This window comes from Sorangiineae bacterium MSr11954, assembly GCA_037157815.1.
Classification (GTDB): Bacteria; Myxococcota_A; Polyangia; order Polyangiales; family Polyangiaceae; genus Pendulispora; species Pendulispora albinea.
Map to the genome: position 1 here is coordinate 1622736 of CP089984.1, position 22269 is coordinate 1645004.

Annotated in this window: 23 protein-coding genes and 1 pseudogene; 11 read left to right on the forward strand and 13 right to left on the reverse strand. The window is 66.2% G+C overall.

The features are described from left to right. Positions 1 to 6: 6 nt before the first annotated feature. A complete protein-coding gene (locus LZC94_06685; GenBank protein ID WXB16954.1) occupies positions 7 to 609 on the reverse strand; it encodes a molybdenum cofactor guanylyltransferase in 603 nt (200 codons plus the stop codon). Next, entirely contained in the window at positions 606 to 1100 is a 495-nt protein-coding gene (locus LZC94_06690; GenBank protein WXB16955.1) for a nitrate reductase associated protein, read from the reverse strand. The genes LZC94_06685 and LZC94_06690 overlap by 4 nt, the downstream gene beginning before the upstream one ends. A gap of 23 nt (positions 1101 to 1123) precedes the next feature. On the opposite strand from LZC94_06690, the gene LZC94_06695 reads away from it, so the two are divergent. From LZC94_06695 to LZC94_06710, 4 genes are read left to right on the forward strand one after another with little or no spacing between them, the layout of a single operon-like run. Then, entirely contained in the window at positions 1124 to 1777 is a 654-nt protein-coding gene (locus tag LZC94_06695) for a TetR/AcrR family transcriptional regulator (GenBank protein ID WXB16956.1), read from the forward strand. Between the two features lie 22 nt (positions 1778 to 1799). Further along, on the forward strand, positions 1800 to 4082 hold the full coding sequence (locus LZC94_06700; protein ID WXB16957.1) for a molybdopterin-dependent oxidoreductase: 2283 nt from the start codon (positions 1800 to 1802) through the stop codon (positions 4080 to 4082). 9 nt (positions 4083 to 4091) lie between these two features. Beyond that, positions 4092 to 4760: a DUF4412 domain-containing protein gene (locus tag LZC94_06705; protein ID WXB16958.1), complete on the forward strand. Its 669-nt coding sequence runs from the start codon at positions 4092 to 4094 to the stop codon at positions 4758 to 4760. Beyond that, a complete protein-coding gene (locus LZC94_06710) occupies positions 4757 to 5821 on the forward strand; it encodes an esterase-like activity of phytase family protein (GenBank protein ID WXB16959.1) in 1065 nt (354 codons plus the stop codon). Before LZC94_06705 ends, LZC94_06710 begins: the two co-directional genes overlap by 4 nt. On the opposite strand, the gene LZC94_06715 is transcribed toward LZC94_06710, so the two are convergent. The 4 genes from LZC94_06715 to LZC94_06730 form a co-directional block, all read right to left on the reverse strand. Further along, the gene (locus tag LZC94_06715; GenBank protein ID WXB16960.1) at positions 5818 to 6123 is read right to left on the reverse strand and encodes a type II toxin-antitoxin system RelE/ParE family toxin; all 306 of its coding nucleotides are present in this window, start codon (positions 6121 to 6123) and stop codon (positions 5818 to 5820) included. The genes LZC94_06710 and LZC94_06715 overlap by 4 nt on opposite strands. Then, positions 6120 to 6305 (reverse strand): hypothetical protein, encoded by a 186-nt coding sequence (locus tag LZC94_06720; GenBank protein WXB16961.1) that lies wholly within the window; start codon positions 6303 to 6305, stop codon positions 6120 to 6122. Before LZC94_06720 ends, LZC94_06715 begins: the two co-directional genes overlap by 4 nt. Positions 6306 to 6368: 63 nt before the next feature. Beyond that, positions 6369 to 7166 carry a 5'-methylthioadenosine/S-adenosylhomocysteine nucleosidase gene (locus LZC94_06725; protein WXB16962.1) on the reverse strand — a complete coding sequence of 266 codons (798 nt, stop codon included), beginning with the start codon at positions 7164 to 7166 and terminating at the stop codon, positions 6369 to 6371. A 65-nt stretch (positions 7167 to 7231) separates the two neighbouring features. Continuing rightward, positions 7232 to 7867 carry a flavodoxin family protein gene (locus tag LZC94_06730; protein ID WXB16963.1) on the reverse strand — a complete coding sequence of 212 codons (636 nt, stop codon included), beginning with the start codon at positions 7865 to 7867 and terminating at the stop codon, positions 7232 to 7234. A 59-nt stretch (positions 7868 to 7926) separates the two neighbouring features. Between LZC94_06730 and LZC94_06735 the strand changes: the two genes are divergently transcribed. Next, entirely contained in the window at positions 7927 to 8295 is a 369-nt protein-coding gene (locus tag LZC94_06735; GenBank protein ID WXB16964.1) for a helix-turn-helix transcriptional regulator, read from the forward strand. On the opposite strand, the gene LZC94_06740 is transcribed toward LZC94_06735, so the two are convergent. Further along, positions 8292 to 8798: an NlpC/P60 family protein gene (locus tag LZC94_06740; GenBank protein WXB16965.1), complete on the reverse strand. Its 507-nt coding sequence runs from the start codon at positions 8796 to 8798 to the stop codon at positions 8292 to 8294. The two genes, LZC94_06735 and LZC94_06740, sit on opposite strands and share 4 nt — an antisense overlap. 143 nt (positions 8799 to 8941) lie before the next feature. Here LZC94_06740 and LZC94_06745 point away from each other — a divergent pair, with 143 nt between their 5' ends. Continuing rightward, the gene (locus LZC94_06745) at positions 8942 to 9280 is read left to right on the forward strand and encodes a hypothetical protein (GenBank protein WXB16966.1); all 339 of its coding nucleotides are present in this window, start codon (positions 8942 to 8944) and stop codon (positions 9278 to 9280) included. Continuing rightward, positions 9244 to 10554, forward strand: a complete 1311-nt coding sequence (locus tag LZC94_06750) for an MFS transporter (GenBank protein ID WXB16967.1) — start codon at positions 9244 to 9246, stop codon at positions 10552 to 10554. Before LZC94_06745 ends, LZC94_06750 begins: the two co-directional genes overlap by 37 nt. Positions 10555 to 10696: 142 nt before the next feature. On the opposite strand, the pseudogene LZC94_06755 reads toward LZC94_06750, so the two are convergent. From LZC94_06755 to LZC94_06775, 5 genes and pseudogenes are all read right to left on the reverse strand, one after another. Then, positions 10697 to 11332: pseudogene (locus LZC94_06755) on the reverse strand (hypothetical protein). 95 nt (positions 11333 to 11427) lie between these two features. Next, complete coding sequence (locus tag LZC94_06760) at positions 11428 to 13380, reverse strand: glycoside hydrolase family 3 protein (GenBank protein WXB16968.1); 1953 nt, start codon at positions 13378 to 13380, stop codon at positions 11428 to 11430. Positions 13381 to 13688: 308 nt separating this feature from the next. Further along, positions 13689 to 14477: a crotonase/enoyl-CoA hydratase family protein gene (locus tag LZC94_06765; protein ID WXB16969.1), complete on the reverse strand. Its 789-nt coding sequence runs from the start codon at positions 14475 to 14477 to the stop codon at positions 13689 to 13691. Positions 14478 to 14859: 382 nt separating this feature from the next. Then, complete coding sequence (locus LZC94_06770) at positions 14860 to 16167, reverse strand: hypothetical protein (protein ID WXB16970.1); 1308 nt, start codon at positions 16165 to 16167, stop codon at positions 14860 to 14862. A gap of 113 nt (positions 16168 to 16280) precedes the next feature. After that, positions 16281 to 17408, reverse strand: coding sequence for a glycosyltransferase (locus LZC94_06775; GenBank protein WXB16971.1), 1128 nt, complete (start codon positions 17406 to 17408; stop codon positions 16281 to 16283). A gap of 30 nt (positions 17409 to 17438) precedes the next feature. On the opposite strand from LZC94_06775, the gene LZC94_06780 reads away from it, so the two are divergent. Then, the gene (locus tag LZC94_06780; protein ID WXB16972.1) at positions 17439 to 18611 is read left to right on the forward strand and encodes a glycosyltransferase; all 1173 of its coding nucleotides are present in this window, start codon (positions 17439 to 17441) and stop codon (positions 18609 to 18611) included. A gap of 350 nt (positions 18612 to 18961) precedes the next feature. Next, the gene (locus LZC94_06785) at positions 18962 to 20101 is read left to right on the forward strand and encodes a hypothetical protein (protein WXB16973.1); all 1140 of its coding nucleotides are present in this window, start codon (positions 18962 to 18964) and stop codon (positions 20099 to 20101) included. 335 nt (positions 20102 to 20436) lie between these two features. Here LZC94_06785 and rplS read toward each other — a convergent pair whose 3' ends face one another. Further along, on the reverse strand, positions 20437 to 20793 hold the full coding sequence (gene rplS, locus LZC94_06790; protein WXB16974.1) for a 50S ribosomal protein L19: 357 nt from the start codon (positions 20791 to 20793) through the stop codon (positions 20437 to 20439). Positions 20794 to 20998: 205 nt separating this feature from the next. Between rplS and LZC94_06795 the strand changes: the two genes are divergently transcribed. After that, positions 20999 to 21505 carry a peroxiredoxin gene (locus tag LZC94_06795; GenBank protein WXB16975.1) on the forward strand — a complete coding sequence of 169 codons (507 nt, stop codon included), beginning with the start codon at positions 20999 to 21001 and terminating at the stop codon, positions 21503 to 21505. A 105-nt stretch (positions 21506 to 21610) separates the two neighbouring features. Further along, positions 21611 to 22261 carry an RlmE family RNA methyltransferase gene (locus tag LZC94_06800; GenBank protein ID WXB16976.1) on the forward strand — a complete coding sequence of 217 codons (651 nt, stop codon included), beginning with the start codon at positions 21611 to 21613 and terminating at the stop codon, positions 22259 to 22261. Positions 22262 to 22269 lie beyond the last annotated feature (8 nt).

Here is a 22269-nt window from a genome sequence, read left to right on the forward strand (position 1 = left end):
GCAGCATCAACGGCGAGCCCAATCCGGTAGATCCTCGGGGGTATCCCAATCGTTCCACGCGGCCTGCTCCTCGGGCGCGAGCGGCCACTCGGCCGCCCCGCACGCGGCGAAGAGCTGCTGAAACGAGCGCACCCCCGCGCCGATTCGTTCGGCCAGCACCGGCTCGACGCGCGCCGTGTCGTAGCGGGCGAGAAACGGTTCGAAGGGCCCATCGGGCGTGCGCCGCGCGGCCACGATGGGCGCGCTCATGGGAGCATCCCGAAGGCGCGTGACGAGCGCCTCCGTGACGAAGGGCATATCGCACGCGACCGCGAGGGCCGGCTCACGGCGCGCGTGCGCCAAGAGCGCCGCCAGGCCGCCCAATGGGCCGATGCCCGCGGGCGAATCGGCCAACACCACGACGTGCGGAGCCACCCCCGCATACGATGCCGCGTCGCCCACCAGCGCGGCCTCGAGATCGCACGCGTGCGCCAATCGGACCATGCGCTCCACGATGGTCTCCCCCGAGGCCGACACCGGCAAAAGCCCCTTTGGAAATCCGCCCATGCGCCGGGCGCGCCCGCCGACGAAGATCCCGAGAACGGGCCGGCGGCGGGCCCCCGCCGTCATCCCCGCGCGCCGGGTGCGGGCTCGTTGGCGGCCGGCGGCAGAAGCCCGAGCTCCTGGAGCACCCACCCAAACTTGCGTGGATCGCGCTTTGGCTCCGCCATTTTGACCAGCGCATAGCGCCCTTCCTCCTCGAGCCCTGCCCACGTCTCCGGAGGCAGCACACACCCGAGCGCATCGAGCCTCTCTTGCACCGGCGGCGGCGGACGCGGCGTATTCCAGCGCGCGCGCTCCGTTTGGTCGTGTGCGAGCGGCGAGAGAGGAACGTTGGCGCGCTCCGCGAAGCGTTGGAACACTTCGCGGTACACCGAGAGCTCCCACCCTTCTTCGACGGGAAGGTGGCAAAGCGCCAGGCGCTCCTCGCGAGGCAGCGCTTGCCAGCCTGCTAGTGAAATCTTCAATCCCACCAGATCCAATTTGCGACGCACAGAGAGCGGCACGCACGCCAGCGTGTCGTGGACGTCGCCTTCGAACACAAAGCGTTTGTACGTCATAGAATTATACGTATCATACAAAGATGTCGCGGTGGCAACCGGAGCGCAAAGAAGTGACACGCCAGCGCATCCTCGAGGCGGCCGCTCATCTCTTCCGGGAGCGCGGCTATGCCAACACCTCCGTGTCGGATGTCATGCACCGCCTGGGGCTCACGGTGGGTGGATTTTATTCGCATTTCGAGTCGAAGGAAGCGCTGCTCTCCGAGGTGATCGCCGATGGAATGGATCGGATGCGTAGCCTTCTGCTCCTTGGAATGGAACAAGCCGAAGGCTCCGATTTCATTCGCGAAGTCGCAAAAAGGTACTTGAGCCGCTTTCACCGCGATCACCCGGAGCAGGGGTGCATTCTGCCGGCATTGGCTGCCGAGGTCGGCCGTCACGGTTCGGCGCCGCGAAGCGCGATTGAGCTTTACCTGCGTGAAATTACGTCGTTTTTTGCAAAGAAGTTTGCATCGGGCCGGACCGCACCGCCGAAGGCGCGGGGCGACGGTGATGACGAAACCGCATCAAAGGGGGATGTGTTCGCCGCAGACGAGTTGGCGCTAGCGCTCACGGCCTTGTCCGTTGGAGGCGTCTTGCTCGCGCGTGCGGTCGAAGACCGGTCGTTGTCGGACTCCATCCTCCGGATTTGCCGACGTTTCGCCAACCACTACGCGCGGCGTGCCGAGCGTACGTAGTCCACCTCGAGGTATGTCGTAAATGAGAACGGACAAAACGGCCTGTATTCTTTGTTCACGCAATTGCGGTCTCGAAGTCGAAATCGATGAAGGGCGCCTGACCCGCATCCGCGGCGATCGCGAGCATCCCCTCTCGGAAGGCTATATTTGCCAAAAGGCCGCCCGGCTCGATCATTATCAAAATCACGAAGATCGTTTGAGCCATCCGCTCCGTCGCAAGAGCGATGGAACGTTCGAGCGCGTGACGTGGGACGAGGCGCTGAGCGATATCGCGCGCCGCCTGCTCGCCATTCGCGAAGCGCACGGCGGGCGAGCGTTTGCTTTTTATGGCGGGGGAGGGCAGGGCAATCACCTCGGCGGCAGCTATGGGTTGCAGCTGCTCAGGGCCATGCGCAGCCGCTTTTATTACAACGCGCTCGGGCAGGAGAAGACGGGGGACTTCTGGGTCAACGGGCGCCTCTTCGGCGATCAGCGGTGCCATATCACCGAGGACATCGACCACGCCGATTTCGTCTTGTTCATCGGCACCAACCCCTGGCAAGCGCACGGCATCCGCAACGCGCGCGACGCCATCAAGACCCTGAGCGACGATCCGCGGCGCACCATGGTGGTCATCGATCCCCGCCGCACCGAAACGGCGGAGCGGGCGGACATTCACCTGGCGCTGCGCCCCGGCACCGACGCGTTTCTCATGGCGGCCATGCTCGCCATCCTCGTGCGCGACGATCTGGTCGACCGCCGCTTTTTGGCCGAGCGCACCAGCGGCTACGATGAGCTCGAGCGCGCGCTCCGCCAGGTCCCCATCGAGGAGTTCGTCCGCCGCGCCGATGTGCCGATGGAGGACGTGATGAAGGTGGTGCGCGGCCTCGCCAGCGCCCGCAAGGCCTGCGTCCGGGTCGACCTCGGCATCCAGCAGAGCTTGCATAGTACACTCAATTCGTACCTCGAGAAGCTCCTGTTCCTGCTCACGGGCAACTTTGGAAAGGAGGGCGGGAACAACCTGCACACGGCGCTGATCCCGCTCATCGGGCACTCCAGCGAGCGCTCCCCGAGCAATTGGCGCACGAGCCACCATGGGATGTTCGGCATCGGCAAGATTTACCCGCCCAACATCCTCCCGGCGGAGATCGACCAGGCGAACGACGATCGGATCCGCGCCCTCATCGTCGATAGCTCCAACCCGGTGATGACCGGCGCCGACTCGCAGGCCTTCGAGCGCGCCTTCTCCAAGCTGGAGCTCTTGGTCGTGGTGGACGTGGCGATGACGGAGACGGCGCGCCTCGCGCACTACGTGCTGCCGGCGTCCTCGCAGCTCGAAAAGTGGGAGATGACCGGCTTCAATCTGGAGTTCCCGGAGCAAGTCTTCCACCTGCGGCACCCGCTCTTCCCCGCGCACGGCGAGACCCTCCCGGAGCCCGAGATCTACACGCGCCTTTTGGAGCACATGGGCGAGCTCCCGAAGCGCTATCCGTGGCTCGAGAGGGTGGCGCGCCTCGATCGCAAGCGGCCCGGGCTCGGGCTCTACTTTGCTGCGCTCGGGCTGGTGACCGCCGGGCACCGCAAGCTATGGCCGCGGACGAAGTGGCTCGCCGCCTCGTCGTACGCGCCCTCGATCCTGTATCGGACCTTGGGGCCGCTGCTCCCCGAGGGGGCGGCCGCGGCGGCGCTGCTCTTGCCGCTCGCGCACCTCTATGCGCTCCAGCATCGCAAGGCGGTCGAGCGCGCGGGGCATCGCGGCAAGGGGCTGGCCTTGGGCGAGTCGCTCTTTCAAGCCATCTTGAACCAGCGGTCGGGCGTCGCGATCAGCCGCCACCGCAGCGAGGATGCGTTCGCGCTGATCCGCCACCGGGACCGCCGCGTTCACCTGGCCATCCCCGAAATGCTCGAGGCGCTCGGGACGCTTCGGGCGGAGAGCGACGCGCTCGGGAGCGAGTTCCCGTTCGTGCTCATCGCGGGCGAGCGGCGCGCGTACAACGCGAACACGATTTACCGCGCCCCGAGCTGGCGGCGTCAGGATCCGGATGGCGCTCTTCGCATTCACCCGGAGGACGCCAAAGGCCTCGGTCTGGCGAACGGAGCGCGGGCGCGCTGCCGCTCGTCGCGCGGAGAGGTCGAGGTGACGATTGCCCACTACGACGCCATCCGGCGCGGGGTGGTGACCCTGCCGCACGGTTATGGGCTGCGCTATCAAGGGGGCCCAGCGGTGGGACCGGCCGTCAACCGGCTGACGTCGGCCAACCACTGCGATCCGGTGGCGCGCACGCCTTTCCACAAGTTCGTGCCCGTGAGCATCACGAAATTGTAACCTGGAAGCATGGTCCAATCGCTCCTGCGCACCCTGTGCGTTCCTCTCGTTCTACTGGGTGCGTTCGGTTGCAAAAAGAGCGGCGCGGATTTCGAGGGCGAGATCGCCCTCCAGATCCAAAGGCCCAACAGCAGCGGGTCGGAGATGGTCTTCTCCACGTCCGGGGGGCGCGTTCGGCTCGACTCGTCGGTCGATGGAAAGCACTCGCACGCCATCGTCAGGCCGGGGGGCAAGGCGTTGCTGGTGATGGACGAGGCGCAGTCGTGGCTCGAAATGGACATGCAAAAGGCGGCCGCCGCGATGGCCACCGCCGATCCCAACGGGGCGCCGGGGGTTCGCAAGACGGGCGAGAAGGAGACCATCGCCGGGCGTGAGTGCGAAATCTGGAAGATCCAGCACGCGAACGGCAAGCGCACCGAGACGTGCATCACCGAGGGCCTGGCCGCGTTCGACTTCGGCGCGCTGCTCCCCGGGGCTTCGCTCTTGCGGCCGCCGGCCAGCACCCCGGAGGCCGCGAACGAGGTGCGCACCAAGAAGATGTTCCCTCTGCGGTCCATCGAGTTCGACCCGTTCGGGAAAGAGCTATCGCGGATGGTGGTCACCCGCATCGAGGCCAAGAAGATCGACGACAGCAAGTTCGAGGTCCCTGCGAACTACAAGAAATTCGAACGCCCTTGATCAAGACCGTCGCGGCGTTGATGTTGGTCGCCTCGGGGTGCTCCCACGGGTGCTCGCGGGCGCCGAGCCCGCAGGCGTACGCGTGCGAGGGCGCGTCCCTCGCGACGGAGCGAACGGGCGCGCCCGCGGTGAGCGCGTATGCGGTGGTGGATTTTCCGCGCGGCACCGGGACCCACGAGCTCTCGGGCACCGCCTTCGACGAGGCCACGCGGACGCTCTATGCCATCGAGGACAAGGCGCCCAAGATCGTATCGTTCGTGGCGAGCCCGGATTATCGCTCCTGGTCGGCGGGCACGCCCATTTTGCTCTCGGGCTACCTCGAAGACCGCTGGGACGGCGAAGGCTTGGTGCGCCTGCCCGATGGCAGCTTTTACGTCGTCGCCAACGAGAGCGAGCCGGTGCTGGCCCACTTCGACGCGCGGGGCGCGTTCATTCAGACCATGAACGTCCCTTCGGACTACGCGAAGCAAATCTCCAACAAAGGCCTGGAGAGCCTGACCCTCTCGCCCGACGGCCGCTACTTGTTCAGCGCCAACGAGGCCGCCCTGGCATCCGACGGTCCGGGCGCCACCAAAGCGCTGGGCACCGTCGTGCGCATCTGGCGGCACGATCTCACCACGGCCAAGGACGAGGAGTTCGCCTACCGCACCGAGCCCCTGGGCGCTGGCGGCGGCGGCGGCGACATGGGCGTCTCGGAGCTGGCCGCCCTCTCCGCCGACGAGCTCTTGGTGCTGGAGCGCGGCTTCCAACACGGCTACGGCAACACCGTGCGCATCTTCCGCATCGACCTCACCGGCGCGAAGAACGTCGCAGGCGTCCCCTCCCTCGACGATACCACCGCCGTGCGCGACAAAATCCTCGTGGCCGATCTGGGCAACCTCACGTGCGCGGGCGTGACCCACAAGGGCCCGCAGCCCAACCCCATCCTCGAAAACTACGAAGCTCTCACCGTCGGCCCCCTCCTCCCCGACGGCCGCCGCCTCCTCTTCCTCGCCTCCGACGACAACGGCCGCTCCGACCAAGTCGCCCGCCTCCTCGTCCTTGCGGTGACTTCGCTCTAGCGGGGACCGCGCTCCAGCGGCTGTCGCGCGGCGTGGTAAAGCCGCACCACGTAAAACACGTCACCTCGGCGCTCGTAATACAGATGAAAGGGATGCGCGATCCACCGGTGAACGCGTCGCTCTCCGCGTTCGCTTTGGAGGACGATCATTCGGCCATCGGTTGGAAGGGAAGCGTAGTCGGAGAGCACGCGGTGGATGCGCGCGCGCTCCCGTTCGGCCACCATGGGATCGGCGGTCGCCGCGACGTAAAAAAGGTACGCGCGGAGATCGCGTTGCGCGCGTGGCGAGAGAAGGATCTTCATCCGGTGCGGCGGCGCACGCGAACTTCCTCGAGCGCTTGCAGCTCCTCTCGGAGCTCGGCCATCACATTTTCGAGGGGCAAAGCTTCCCCGCGATCGATCTCTTCGAGCGCAAGACGGATCCCGTCGACCTCTTCGGGCGTCGGTTCGAGCTCGTCGTTGGACTCGTCGGGGGGAGAACTCATCGAGGTATTCTACCAGCGGGCACGCCGCCACGCACGGACCAACGGCGAGGTCGCTTGCGGCGGTTACTTCCCCATGAACGAGTCAATCAGCCAATCCACGATGCACGCTGCGTTCTCGGCGGCGCGTTGTTGGGAGGCGAGGTAGTCTTGCGCGATCGAGGAGCGTGGGTTGACGCGATCGGCGATGGATTTGATGGCGAGGAAGGGGAGGGCGAGCTTCTGGGCGATCTGCGCGACGCCGGCGGTTTCCATGTCGATGGCGAGCGCGCCGGGGTGCTTGCGCGCCAAGGCGATTTTGCGCGCGGGATCGGCGCAGAATTCGCTGCCCGACAAGAGGGTGCCGCTGTAGAGGCTGCGGCCGGGTTGCCGTTTTAGCCCGTCGCAGATGGCCTGACGAAGGGTCGCGTCGGGGATGAAGGGAGGGGGCGGGCGCTGATCTTTGGGCAGGGAGACGTGCAGCTGTCCGGGCGCCATCAACTCTTCACCCTCCGGGGTGGAGCAGATGGCGTCGTGTTGAAGCACTTGCTCCGCGATCACCAGATCACCGATTTCGAGCTCGGGGCGCAGGGAGCCGGCGACGCCGAGGGAGAGGACCACGTGAATCGGGTAGTGGCACGCGATCAGCGCGGTGTGGAGCCCCGCGTACACGAGACCGACTCCGCTTCGGGCGACCACGATCGAGTGGGCTCCGAAGGTGGCCGCTGCCACCAGCACACCGAGTCGCGAGTTCACCGCGATGATGCGGCGGTCCGGCAGGCGGCTCAAGATCGCTTGCTCCTCGATCTCCATGGCCACCAGGATCAGCCAGGTGGGAAACGACGCGACCACGCGCACCTCCGCGTTGAAAATCGGGTGCGGCAAGCCGCACGCCGCTGCGTTGAACGGAGGGGGCGGCGAGCCGCGCGCCTCCGTGTGTGCGAGTCATATCATTTTTCCAGGCTCCAGACCGTGGGGCTGCGCGGCGTCTCGAGGTAGTAGTCCGAATATTTTCGGATGAAGATCTCGCGTCCGAGCCGTTCGGCGGCCAAGGTTGGGCCGCTGGGATCGTGGACGACCTCGCCGCGGCGGTTGCCCGAGCCGCGCACCACGCCCACGAAGTCGGAGCGCGTATAGCGCGAGAACTCTTGAATCTGATGCACGATACCGAGCTCCGCGCCCGGGTACGTCTCCTCCGAGGCGAGCACCAGGCCGATCCGTTTGCGCGCCATCTTCGCGAGCGCCTCGGCGGAGCGCGGGTGGGACGCCGCGTAGTAGCAAAACGTGCGATCGAAGAACGCCTTGGTCTGCGCGGAGAGGCCGTACCAGTAGATGGGCGAGCAGAAGACGACGCCGTCACACGCCAGGAAATCGTCGAAGAGATCGCGGAAGCCATCGGCGATGGAGCACTCGCCGTTCGGCAGACGGCACGTGCGGCAGTCGCGTAGGAAGCTCCCGATATGGTCGTCGAGGAAGCGAAGGGTCACGTCGGTCCCTGCGGATTCGGCGCCGCGGCGAACGGATTCGGCGAGCACGGCCGAGTTGCCCGCGCGCCGCGGGCTGCCCACGAGTACGAGAAGTTTCATGCGCGTGGATGTTGCGCTCGGGCACCGGCATGTAAAGTAGGCACGCGAGAGTAACCACGATGACCCACTCGACCCATGGCCGCTCGCAGTGCCCGACGGACCTCCTGCTCGCCACCCTGTCCGGCCCCTGGACGATGCACATCGTGTGGACTCTGTTCGAGGTGGGCCCCGGCCGGTTCGGCGCCCTCAAACGCCGCATCCCGGGGATCTCGTCGCGCCTCTTGACCGAGCGCCTCCGCATGCTGGAAGCGCAGGGCTTCGTCCATCGCCACGAAGAGAAGACGGTGCCGCCGCAAGTAACGTATGCCGCGACGGAGCGCTTGCAGCGCTTATGCAGCGCCCTCGAAGCGCTCGGCCACGTGGCCGACGAGTGGTACGCGGCGACACCCCGGCCCGCCGCCCGTCGCGAGCCTCCTTCCGCGACCTAGGGCCAGCGGGCGATGTCGCGCGGCGCGAACACCGGGCGAAACGCGCGGCGCGGCGGATAGGAGCGCGTCGGGCGGCGCACCACGCCCCGGCGTGAGTTGAAGGCCTCGATCATCCACCCGTTCCCCTCGTAGATGGCGACGTGGCCGGGCCACCAGAGGAGGTCGCCGGCGCGCAGTTCGTCCATGGCCACCTCCGGCAACGATCGCGCGATATCATGCGACGTTCGGGGAATGCGCACCCCGGCGCGGCTCCATGCCATTTGCGCGAGGCCCGCGCAATCGAAGCACCGGGGGCCTTCGCCTCCCCAGCAATAAGGTTTTCCGACTTGCGCCTCCGCATACGTAATCACTTCGGAAATGCGGGTGGAGGCTTCGGGCGATGCGGGCTCCGCATCGGCGACCGGCGGCGCGAGGGCCGCATTGGGCGCCCATCGCCTGTGTCCCGAGCTCGAGCAGCCAGTGAGGATGAGCATGGCACCGAGGGTTGGGACGAGTATTCGCATGTGCGTTATCGTGGCCTGCTCCCGCGGGCGGGGCCGAGTTTTTGGCAAATGAAAGAGTCCTCGTCGAGCTTGGCGCGATGGCGATGCGGTAAAGCCAATGACAGGCTACGGGCCAATGGGCGCGACCTCCTCGAGGGCTTTCGATGGCCTGGTGGTGGCCGGTCGGCGCCAGACAGGTCACGGTGGCCGCGGCGGCCGTGCTCTCCGAGCTTCGAGGCGCGCATCCCGGCGGCCCTGGCCTCACGCTGCACGGGCGGCCCGGTGCTCCGCCGCACGTATGGATTCGTGGGCTCTCGGAGGAGGACCTCCTGGCGCGCGGCCTGGTGAGCGCCGAGTCGCTCGACCCCTTCGAGGCGCGCATTCTTTTGCAGCTGCTCCCGGCGCGGGCCGAGGACGCGGTGACGAGATCCGGGCGGTGTTCGCCCATTTCGTGTAAATGGCGGGCGTGCCCCGCCGCATCGACGACCGCAACATTTGGGTGATCAACGGCGCGGTCCTGCTCCTCGGGATCGCCTACGGCGTCTCGATCGCCGTGCTGGCCATTCATCTGAGCGCCCACGGCATCCCCAAGCTGGCGATGGGCGCGCTGTCGGCCTCGTTCGCGGTGGGCATCGCGGGGCTCTCGATCCCGGCCGGGTGGCTCATCGCCCGCGCCGGCGCCAAGAAGACGATGCTCGGCGCGCTGCTCGGATATGCGGTCTGCGTCTCGGCGTTTCCGTTTCTCACCACCGTCGCCGGGTTGAGCCTCGTGCGCTTCTTCGACGGCGCCTTCTCCGTGGGCATTTGGGTCGCGGCCGAGACCGCGCTGCTCTCGCGATCGTCGCCGTCGAACAAGGCGTACGTCATGAGCCTGTACGCCATCGCGCTCGCCATCGGCTATGTGGTCGGGCCGCTCTTGGCCCGCGCCGTCGTCTCGGTGTTTCCAACCAGCGCCGCCTTCATCGCCGCCGCCATCCTCGCGTGCGCGGCCGCCGCCGTCATCTTCGCCCTGCTCGACGAACGCGCCCCGCGCGCCTCCGAGGCCAGCGGCGAGCCGCCCGCGCCGGCTACGGAATCGAGCCGCGCGGCCAGCGTCTTCTGGCGCATCAAGACGTCGTGCTTGGCCACCTTCTCGTATGGCTATTTTCAAGCGTCGGTCGTTTTGTTTTTGCCGCTCTACCTGGTGGAGAGCAAAGGCATCGAGGAGAAGCAGACCATCTACATCACGGCCTTCTTCGCGCTGGGCATGCTCAGCGCGGCCACGTGGATGGGGCGCCTCGGCGATCGCTACGGCCACCTCCTGGTGATGCGCGTCTTGGGCGCCCTGGGGGGGACCATGGTCGCGAGCTTCGTCCTGCTCCCCTCGTTCGCCTCGATGTGCGCGGCGGTTTTCGTTGCTGGGGCAACATTGGCCTCGATTTCGCCGGTGAGCCTCGCGCTGCAAGGCGTGGTGACACCGTCCGCCGATTTGGGCCGCGCCAATGGCTTTTACAATGCCTCGTACGCGGTGGGCATGCTCATCGGCCCGCCCCTCTCCGGCGTGCTGTTCACGCGCATCGGCGGTGTGGCGATGCTGCTGCACCTCGCGGCGTTGTGGGCGTTCTTCGTCTTTTTTACGGCTCTCTTTGCCTCGGACGATCCCCGTCGCGCGCGCCGGATGCGCGGGGCGCCCCGTGGGCCTGAAACCACTGGACCATGGCGTCCGGCGCCGCCGCGATCCATTCATGCCCCGCCCGGGCATCCGCGATCAAGCGGCTCTCGACCCGAGCCGCCGTGAGCGCATCGCGGTAGCGCTCCGCGGTCACCATGGGCACGAGCGCATCGGCCGCGCCATGCAAGAAGAGCGTCGGAGGGTGGGCCGCGTCGAGCGCGGGGATCGAGCACGCGAGCCCCGCGCAGGTGGCGTACGAGCCCGAGTGCACCGCCAGCGCGGCAAATCGCCCCGGGTAGGCGATGGCCATGCGGCTCGTCATATAGCCTCCGCTGGAGATGCCCGCCGCGTAAAGGCGTTTGCCGTCGAGCGGCCCGAAGGTGCCATCGTCGATGGCGGAGAAGATATCCAGCATGAACGCGTGATCGGGCGCGCACTCCCAATTTTCCGAGAACGGCACGATGTTCGTATCCCAAAACGTGAGCCCGCCAACTCGGGTTTCGGGGGTCAGCACCGCAAATCCATGGTCGAGCAGCTGCTTGATCGTCCGTGTTTGGTAATACGACGAAAAAGCGGTATTTCGGTCGGCGTCCCAGGCCCACTCGGCGCTGAAGAACGAGCCCTGGAACAAGAGCACCACGGGAAAGCCGCCCTCCGGAGGCAGACCGTCGGGAACTTGCCAATGCACCTGGCGCAGCCGAACGCGCGTCGATTCCCTGGAGCAACGCACCCGCTCGTCCGTCTCGCTGCAGCGCGATGCGCGAGGCGCTTCTGCTGGCGGCGCCTGCGAGGCCCCCGTGAGCCCGTCGCGCGCCGCCGCGAAATCATTTCGTTCGGCCGAGCAAGCCGCTTGTGGAACGGATAGGCACAGCAGCGCGAGCCCCCAAAGGCCCGCCCATTTCATCGTCATGGCCCCACCCCCGAGACATATCGAAACGAACGCCTCGGAACCTGTGGGGCCTACGATGGATTGTCACGCGCGGAGCTTCGATATCCTCGTTAGTATTTCAAACCAAAGCCGTATGCAAACAGCGGATCGTAGCCCGGATCCTCCGGGTGGCTCGGGAGCTGCGACGCGGATTTGGGCCACGAAATGGGCAGCTTCCCCACGAAGTTTTTGCGCCCGAAGAGCACATCGGCCACACCTTGGCCCTCCGTTCCCGGCAGCCACGCCGCGACCAGCGCGCCCATTTTTCCGATGCGATCCGTCACGATGATCGGTCGCCCGGAGACCACCACGACGACGCATTTGGTGACCCCGCACACATTGTCGATGGCGCTTCGATCGGCCGCGTCGAGGGGCATATCGCGGCGGTCGCCAACGCCCTCCGCATAGGGGGTTTCGCCGACCACCACGACGGCGGCGTCGTAGCCTTTTGCCTGATCCGCGGTGGGCGCGGGCACGTAATCCACCTTGCTCCGGCGATCGACGCTGGCGCGCAGCCCTTCCAGAATGGTGGTTCCAACCGTCTGGCGGCCGCTGCTCCCTTGCCACGTGATGGTCCATCCGCCGGTTTGGTTGCCAAGATCGTTGGCATTGCTTCCGGCAACGAGGATCTTGGTCCCCGTTCGATCGAGCGGCAGGACGCGCCCTTCGTTCTTCAGGAGCACCAGCGACTCCTGAACGGCCTTGCGGGCCAGCGCGCGGTGCGCCTTGCCGCCGAAGCTGCGATCGAAGCGCGCATTCGAGAAGGGGTGCTCGAAGATGCCGAACCGGAACTTCTCCCGCAGGATGCGCGAGACCGCGTCGTCGATGCGCGCGACGGTGACATTTCCGGCCGCCACCTCCGCCTTGAGCGTGGTGATGAAGCGCTTGTAGTCGAACGGGACCATGACCATATCGACGCCGGCGTTGATGCCCGTGCGGACGGCGTGCGCATAATCGCCGGGGATCTGATCGATGCCCGCCCAGTCGGAGATGACGAACCCCTTGAAGCCGAGCTCCTTCTTCAACACGTCGGTGACCAAGTAGTGGTGCCCGTGCAGCTTGGTGCCGTTCCAGCTGGAGAACGAGGTCATCACCGTGGAGACTCCGCGCGCGATGGCCGCCTTGAACGGCACCAGGTGCGTGGCGCGCAGCTCGGCCTCGCTCACCCGCGTATCGCCTTGGTCGAGCAAGTAGCTGCCGCTGGTGCTGCTGCCGAACGCGGTGCCGCCGTCGCCCACGTAATGTTTGGCGGTGGCGAGGATGCTGCCCGGCCTCCCGGCGACGCCCTGGTACCCATCGACGATCGTCGAGAGCGCGCTGGCGATCTCCGGATTTTCGCCGAAGCTCTCGTAGGTTCGTCCCCAGCGCTCGTCGCGCGCCACGCAGAGGCAAGGGCTGAATGTCCAGTGCGCGCCGGTGGCCGCGACCTCCTCCGCGGTGGCCCGCCCGATGCGCCGCGCCAGCCCCGGATTGCGGGAGGCGCCGAGGCCGATGTTGTGCGGAAAAATGGTTGCACCATACACATTGTTGTGGCCGTGCACGGCGTCCACGCCATAAATGAGCGGGATCCCCAGCCGGCTTTGGAGCGCGAGCTTCTGGAAGTCGTCGATCATCTTGCGCCAATCGGCCGGTGTGTTTCCGGGCGGTGTGCTCCCGCCGCCGGAGAGCAAGCTCCCCAGCCCGAGATCGCGAATGTCAGTGACGGGGGTGCCGTGCGCCGGATCGAAGGCCAGGCGTTCGGCCTGGGTCATCTGGCCGATCTTCTCGTCGAGCGTCATGCGCGCGAGGAGGTCTCGAACGCGCGATTCGACGCGGGCTTCGGCGGCGAGGGCTTCGGCTTCGCCCTGCGCGAGCGCCTCGTCCTCGCCGGGATTTTCGTCGGGGTCGAGCGCCTCGTCGCCGAGTCGAAGCTCGGACGACGCGGGCTCGGGCGCCCCCGAGGCTACGGGTGACTCCGAATCACAGGCTACGACCGATGCCATCGTGGCTGCCGCCACGAGCAAGCTGCGGGTGATGGTGCGCATGAGCGATCCTCCAAGGATGTGGGTTCGGATGCGCGGGTCACGATGGCAGACGAGTCGATCGGGTCAATCGTGAACGTCGGCCATCTCGGCGGAACGCTCACGCAAAATCGTAATTCGATGCAAAAAAGGATTTGCAATCATCGCGCGCTGTCGTTTCGACGCATTGCAACATCGACATCGATCCAATGCGATGCACGGCGGCGGTGAAAGTGGACTTCTTCGAGCGCGTCGTGAAGTCCGAAGTATCGCAGCGGGTGGATCCATGATGCGCCGAGGACCACGTCCATCGCGGTCGAGCTCGGCCGGCCTCATTCGAACGTACCGTGCCGACCGGTGCCGCGCGTAAAACGGGTGGCGCCGGAGAGCGCTTCGCCGGCGCTGAGCGAATCCATCCCCTTCGAAAACTCGTTTTCGAGGGCGGCATGGGGAGAGAGTCCCCATTGCTCGTAGGCGCTCAGGCGATCGCCGCGCATGCAACGCTGTGGAAAGGCCGCGAGTTGGAGCGCGAGCTGCTCGGCCTCGACCATCACGTCGCTCACCAGGCGATTGACCAAACCGATTTCGAAGGCCTCCCGTGCCCCGACTGCGCGGCCGGTGAGGATCATATCGAGCGCGCGGCTCATGCCGATGGCCCTCGGCAATCGCACGGTCCCTCCATCGATCAACGGGACGCCGAAGCGCCGGCAGAAGACCCCGAAAACGGCGCTCTCGTCGGCCACGCGGAGGTCGCACCAGAGCGCGAGCTCGAGCCCTCCGGCGACGCAATAGCCCGACACGGCGGCGATGACGGGCTTCGAGAGCCGAAACCGGGTCGGTCCCATCGGTCCATGGCCGAGCGCATCGTCGGTTGGCGGTTCGAGCAGGTGCAGCCGTTCGGCCTCGCCGCTGGCCACCGCCTTGAGATCGGCGCCCGCGCAAAAGTGCCCGCCAGCCCCCGTGAGAATGGCGACCGAGAGCTCATCGTCGGCCTCGAAGCGACGAAATGCCTCGGCCAGCGCCAGCGACGTCGGACCGTCGACGGCGTTGCGAACTTCCGGGCGGCGGATCGTGACACGCAGGAGGGGCGGGCGACGCTCGACATCGACAAGAGGGCTCATGAGGACTCTCCGTGGCCACGGATTATTACATCATGATGACGAATTCGTCCATTCGTGTAATGTTGCAGTCTGCAAATGATCGAACGCGCGAACGGGGCCGCGTTGCCGAGCCTCTCGTTCTGCTGCGCCTACGCTCTGAACGGGGCCGCGTTGCCGAGTTTCTCGTTCTGCTGCGCCTACGCTCTGCGTGTACGTATGCGGGGAGCCCGACATGAGGGAGCTCTCCACATTGGCCATCGCCGTTGACGTCGGCGGAGCGCTCCACGGAGCACGTGGGCCGCGCTGCATGCGCTCATCGCCCGGAAAGGGGGTTGGCGTTATCGCGCTACGCGTCGGCGGTCGATATTCGATTCGAATCGTAAGGCTCTTGCGGAGCCATCGATCAACCCGCGGGGCGGAAGGGCGAATTCAGGAGCTGCAAGACGGGAATCGTGCCGTCCGTGGTGAAGTAAGCGGAGAGGCCCACGAAGACGATTTGGCGGAAGAAGGGGACGGCGTCGGAGCCGGTGGTTTGGATGGTGGAGAGGCGGACGTCGTAGCCTGCGCTGATGCCGAGGCCTTTGGTGAGCGGGTAGCGGGCCTCGATCGAGCCGCCGACGGCGTTGATGGTGGTCGACGCCGAGCCCGAGGCTTGAAGGCTCGCGCGCGTGGCCGTGGCTTGCGCGGTCATCATCATGTTTCGGAATTTGCCCGTGGGGTACGGGGTGCCGACCAGGGAGGCCTGCAAGCCGAGGGTGGGGCCGGAGCCAAGGCGCGGGGTCACGCTGCCGTAGGAGAAGTTGGTGACGCCGATGAAGGCCCAGCGCTCGTTCGTAAAGTGAATCTCCTCGGTGAACACCGGGAGGATGATGGGCTTTTTATCGTCGCTGAAGTTGGGCGCCGACGAGATGCTCAAGCCGACCCGGACGAGGTTGAGCCAGTCGGGGGTGAAGAGATGCGAGAGCCCCACGTCGGGGATCACTTGATGAATGCGCTGGGGCCCGGCCGCGCGCGGCGGCGACGAGGTGAAATCGAGCGAGTAAGGCGAGTACGTGTAGCGGTAGGTGACCGAGAGATCGCCCGTGTTTCGCGGGGTGATGTCGTGGAGCACGCCCACCGTGCCGTAAGGCTGGAGACCGTCGAGGCCGCGCCGATCCAGCTCTTGCCCGCCGGCCAGAATGAAGGGTGGCGCCGAGATGGTGCTGGTGACGAGCAATCCTCCGCCCTCGCGGACGCGCCATCGCGGCGAGAGCTCGTGCAGCAGGGTGAAGGCGCCCTGGACCAAGGTGAAGGTCGACTGCGTGGTGCTCGGGTCGATGGTGAAGAGGAGCGTGCCGTCGCCCACGCGGGCCGAGGTGAGGGCGGTGATGGTGCCGGAGGCGGAGACTGTGAGGGTCGAGAATTTGCCGAGGGTGACGGAGCTCGCATACGACGCTTGCGCCGTTCCATCGGGATCGTTGACCCGGTAGCCGTCGAGCGTCTGGTAATACTGGCCGCGCACGCGGAGCCGGAGGCCGTGAACGTCGGTATCGGGCTCGGTGATGCGAAAGGTGAGGGTCGACTCCAGGCCCGTGAACGCGGCCGGGTGCCGATCGACGTCATTGCGCGAGTCGGTCGTCTGGATGACGTTGTCGTTGATCCCCTGGGTGATGGCCGCGGTCGCCGCGACGTCGCTCACGTTGCCGGCGGCGTAGATCGGGAGGGCGAACATGGTAAGAGCGCGCGGGAAAGGGGAAGCGGGGAAAAAAGGAGGAGAGGCGGGCGGGCGAGGACGGGAGAGCGGGCCGAGAACGGAACGGCGCCGGGAGCGGGAAAACGGCTGGACTATGCGATCGATGCTAGCGTTTGCTCTTTCGTCGCGCGCGATCGCACACCTCGGTAGAGGGATTCGTAACGATCGGTCATTTCCTCGATGGAAAAGCGCTGGTGCGCGTAGGCGCAAGCGGCCTCGCCCATGCGCTTGCGTCGCTCGGGATCGTCGCGAAGCGCGGCCATGGCGGCGGTGAGGCCGGGGGCATCGCCATAGGGTGCCAAAATTCCGACCTGGTTCGAGACGATGCTGGGGAGCCCGCCCACGGCGGTGGCCACGATCGGCAATGCGGTGGCCATGGCCTCCGGGATCACCAGCGGCAGCCCTTCCGTTTGCGACGTCAAGCTGAACACGTCGAAGGCGGTCAGCAAATCGGGCACATCGTTTCGCGAGCCCGTAAGGATGCACCATGCACGCTTCGGCTCGGGCAGGGCCTCGATCGCCCGCTCGATATCGCGCTGCGAAGGGCCGCTGCCGACCAGGACCAGCCGGACATTTGGGCCCAGCACCTCGCTCATGGCGCGAACCAGGAGCGGGTAGTCCTTTTCGGGGGCGAGCCGGCCCACCGATCCCACCACGTACGCATCCTCGGGGATGCCCAGCTCGCGGCGCACCCGGGCGCGGGTCTCGGGGTTGGGGCCGAAGCTGGCAAGGGGGATGCCGTTGGGGATCACATGGAGCAAGGACGGCGGCACCCGCTCCTTCACGCGCGCCGCGTCGGCGGTGCCCTCGGAGACGGCCACGAAGGCGGTGGTGAACCGCGCGACCACCCGCGCCGCGTGGAGGGAGCGTTTTCCGTAGATGTTGGCGCCGTGCTTGGTGTGCACGATGCTCTTGATGCGCAAAAGCCGGGCGGCGGGCACGGCGTAGAACATGGGGGAGGGGTTGTGGGTGTGGATGGCGTCGGGCTCGAAGTCGGCCAGGGCCTTGGCCATCCGCGCGATCATCATGGCGTCGAAGCCGTGCTGCCGCGGCACGTCGATGACCGTGATCCCCTCGAACTCGCGCCGCAAAACGCCGCCCAGGGTCAGCGACGCGACCCCCACCTGATGCCCGCGGGCCATGAGCGCCCGGGCGAGGTGCAAGATGAGCCGCTCTTGCCCTCCCATGTCCAACGATTGAACGACGTGAAGGATGCGCATCGCAGTATCGTGACTACCACCGGATCGACGATGCGCGTCCTAGCCATCACCAAGATTTTCCCAAATAGCCTCGAACCGCTGAGCTCACCGTTCAACCGGCAGCAGTTCGGTGAGCTCGCCAAGCTCTGCGATTTAACCGTGCTTGCGGCCATCCCCTACGTTCCGCTGGCGCAGCGTACGGGCCTGCCGGAGCGCGCGGCCAAGCTGGCGGTGCTCCCCGAGCGCGAGGTGGTGGCGGGCATCGAGACGCACTACGTGCGGCAACTCTATGTGCCGCGGGTCGGGATCCCGGTGGCGTTGCCGCTGTATCTGGCGTCGCTCTGGCCGTTTCGGACCCTTGCCAAGCAAAGCGACATCGTCCTAGGGACGTGGGCGTACCCCGATGGGTGCGCGGCCACCGTGTTTGCCCGCTCCCTGGGCAAGCCGAGCGTGGTGAAGGTGCACGGCTCGGACTTGAACGTGGTCGCCAAGATGCCCGCCGCGCGGAGCTACATGCGCCGCATCCTGCCGCGCACGGACGCGTTGGTTTCGGTGGCGCGCCCGCTCTCACAGCTGCTCGAGGGGCTGGGGGCTCGGCCCGGATCCATCCACCTCGTTCGAAATGGGGTGGACACGTCGCTGTTCCGTCCGCGCGATCGCGGCGCGTGCCGCGACGAGCTGGGCATCGGGCGCGAGGGCTCGCTCATCGTCTTTTGCGGGCGGCTGGAGCCGCAAAAAGGTTTGGCGGAGCTCCTCGCGGCCTTCGATCAGGTGCGCGCGGTGCGGAGCGATGTGCGCTTGGCGCTCCTGGGAGACGGCGTTTCGCGCGACGAGGTGCGCGAACGCGTTTCGCGGATGAATGGGGCGCTGATCGCTCCGGGCGCGCGGCCTTTGCGTGAAATTGCGACATGGGTTGGCGCGTGCGATCTGTTCACCTTGCCGAGCCACAACGAAGGGACGCCCAACGTGGTCCTCGAGGCGCTGGCCAGCGGCCGCCCCGTGGTGGGAAGCGATGTCGGCGGCATCCCCGACTGCCTCGCCGATCCATGCTCGGGCCTGGTGGTCCCCGCGCGCGACGCCGGTGCGCTCGCACGGGCGCTGCTCGAGGCGCTCGATCGCACGTGGGATCCCGATGCGATCGTGCGCGCGGGGCCGGGCAGCTGGAAAGAGAGCGCGCGTGCGCTGCACGATGTGCTCGTGAGCACGGTGAACGCACGCCGATAACGCCAGATCTGGCGCATTGGTGACTACGATTTTTGCGTGAACGAAGGGGGGATTCGTTCCCGCCGTGCGTACTATCGACCAATCGAAGTTCGGATAGGACGCGTGGCTTCGAATCCGAAATATTTTCATCGAACCCGTCGAGAGGTTCGCCCCACCATGAACGCCAAGCTCGACCAGAACACGATATCCGCGCGGTGATCTTCGGCGCCAGCGCGGCGAAGTACGACACGAGGACGGGCTCGTTCCATGGGGCGACGTGCCGGGCGCCTCGTGGCCGTGACCTTGGAGTAGCAACCTTCGAATCCTTCGATTCGATTGGCCAATAACCCCTTAGTGAGGTTTTTCATTTCATGAACATTAAATTTGCTTTGATGACGATGCTCGCGACCCTGGCTCCCGCGGCCCTCGTGGGCTGCGCCAGCGCCGACGCGAGCGAGGGCGGCGCCCCCGAGGCGGTGGAGTTGGCGCAGGAAGCGCTGGCCGCCGGCATTCAAACGGTCAACCTGTATGCGAGCGCGCTGGGGCTGGGCGCCGCGCAAGGTCAAGACAGCGCCTCCCCGGTGGCGACGTTCAAGTTCGCCAAGGGCAACGTGAAATTCGAGACGTTCACCGGCACGCTCACCGAGGTGAATGTCACCGGCTCGCAGGGCGTCCGTTTGTCCAAGGACGTGGCCGATCTGGCCGTTCTCCTGAAGCTCGGCGCGTTCGTGTCCTTCGATGCCGGCGCGGGGAGCGGCTACTACGTGTTCGCCAACGGCAACGTGCGCATCGCGCTCGAAACGGGCAGTGTCCGCGACGTCACCTTCAAGAGCGCGTCCTCCGCCGTGTCGGGTGAGGCGGCGCTGGCGGCTGCGCGCAGCCGGCTCGGGACGTTCGTGCGCATCAGCGACTCCGGCAACTACCGCACCGCGACCTTCACCGCGGGCGCGGTGAAGTACAACAACCAGACGGGGCTCCTCGAGGACGTGACCCTCACCGGCGTGGCGGGGGCTTCGCAAAATGCAGCGGCCGCGTTGGGGCTGGGGGCTTACGTTCGCGGCACCCACGAGCGCGGCGTCGATCACGACTTCTTCGCCAAGGGCCGGGTCGACTTCAACACGTTCACGGGCAAGCTCCTCCACGTGGAGGTCAGCAATCAAAACACCCTTCCGCCCTATGTGGTGGAGCTGGCCGTCGGCCTGAAGCTGGGGAGCCACGTGGGCTCCGATGGCGCGCTGGGGACCCAAACCGAGACGTTCCAAAAGGGCGAGATCGTCTGGAACAACCATGAAGGCGGGCCGGACGGCGTTCTCAAGCAGGTCACCGTGACCACCACGGGCGGTGCGTCCGTGGAGCTTCCGCTTCCCGTCGCCCAAGCCGCGGCCGCGAACGTCTTCGGCACCTTGGTGTCGATCGAGGGCGCCGCCGGTAGCGCATACTACTCCTATGCGGATGGCGTGATCCGCTGGAGCAATGTCACCCAGACCCTCGCCGGGGTGACGTTGAAGTAGCGCCCGACGCCGCGACGGGGAGCGTCGACGTCGCGACGGGGAGCATCGACGTTGCGACACGTAGCGTCGACGTTGCGACACGTAGCGTCGACGTCGCGGCGAGAGCGTCCAACGAAACAGGCCCACTTCTTCCGCGTCTCGGGTCCACGGCGCGCAAAGAGGTGGGCCTTTTTGCGTTCACGCCCGGACGCGCGAGGGTTCAGGCCCATGCCGCCGGCGCGACACCGCGGCATGCGCAAGGACCTTAAATGCCACCAGCCCGAACCATCGGTCCGGGCTGGGATATGCTCGTTCGACGTACGCGATCGCGCGACGTGACGCGAGAGCGCGGACGCTCAGGCGTCCTTCTGATCGCGCACGCGGGCGGCCTTGCCCTGCAGGTCGCGGAGGTAGAAGAGGCGCCCGCGGCGGACGATGCCCTTGGAGACCACTTCGACCTTGTCGATGCGGGGCGAGTGGCTCAGGAAGACGCGCTCGACGCCCACGTTGAAGCTGACTTTGCGCACGGTGAAGGTGCTCCGTGCGCCGGCGCGGTGACGCTTGAGGACGACGCCTTGGAAGACCTGGATGCGGTCTTTGTCGCCTTCGACGATCCGGTAGTGAACACGGACCGTGTCACCCACGCGGAAATCGGGGAGCCCGGTGCGGAGCTGGCTCGACTCGATTTCGGCGATTTTCGGGTGCGTATTCATGACTTGGCCTTCTTTCGGAGCTCACAAACGAGCCGGAAAAACGAGACAAACGAGACAGAGACAAACGAGACGGGAACAACGGGACGCGGGCCGAGACGAAAACGTCGTTCATGACGATGCCAGTCCCGGGAAGCAGGGTGCGGCCTTAAAGCATTTGGAAATGACTCTGTCAACGCGCCCGGGTGGCTGATAGACCATGGAGACCATGACCGGCGCAAATCAGGAAATAGTCAAAACTCGCCGCGATGCAGCGCTCGCGGTCGGCGACGAAGCTCCCGATTTCGAAGCGAAAGATACCAAGGGGGAGTCCTTTCGTCTTTCGGACTACCGCGGGAAGAAAAACATCGTTCTCTACTTTTACCCCGGCGATTTTACCCCGGTCTGCACCCGCGAAGCGTGCGGTTTCCGTGATTTGTACGAGGAGCTTCGGGGAAACGATACCGAGGTCATCGGTGTCTCATCCGATACCGAGGCGAGCCATCGGGACTTCGCCGCCCGGCACCACCTTCCATTTCCGCTGGTCAGCGATCCGGAGAAGGCGATCGTGCGGCTCTACGGGGCCGAAGGGTCCATTTTCGGCCTGCTCGAACGAACCAAGCGACTGACCTTCGTCATCGACAAGAAAGGCCGTATCAGCCGAATTTTCTCCGCCGAGCTCCGCGCAGGGGTCCACTTGAACGGCGTCAAAGAGGCGCTCGCGACACTACGTTGACAGGCCGCTGACGTCTTGCTGACAGATTCTTGTTAAAGAGGCCACTTCCCTGGGGCGTAAGGAGCCGTGGACAGGATGTGATGTCCTGTTGACGACGCGGGTTTCATGCGAGGAAAAAATCCCTACAAAAAGCCGGACCACTTTACCAAGGCAGCGAAATCATCAGGGTTTCCGGCGCGCAGCGTTTACAAGCTCGAGGAGATCGATCACCGGGTGCGGCTGCTCCGGTCGGGCATGCGGGTGCTGGACCTCGGGGCCGCGCCCGGGAGCTGGGCGCTCTATGCCGCTCAAAAGATCGGTCCGAACGGTAAGCTGCTCGCGGTCGATCTCAAGCCGCTCGACGTGGGTCTGCCGCCGCAGGCATCGTTTTTCGTTGGCGATGCACTGGAGCTCGGAAACGAAGCGCTCGCGCTTCATGCGCCCTACGACGTGGTGTTGAGCGATATGGCGCCCAACACGAGCGGCAATCGCTTCGCCGATCAAGCGCGAAGCTTCGAGCTTTTCATGCGCGCGCTTGCCGTTGCAGCTAATCTGTTGAAAGTGGGCGGTGCTTTCGTCGGAAAGATCTTCATGGGGGAGGACCTGCCGGTGGCGCGTACGGAGCTTCGAAAACACTTTGCGGGCGAGCGCTTGATCCGGCCCGAGGGCACACGAACCGTGAGCTACGAGGTCTTCATCATCGGCACCGGCCGCCGCGCCGAGACGAGCGAGACGCCGGCGCCCGCGCACGAAGAGCCCGAGGAGGAAGAACATTGAGGAGGCGC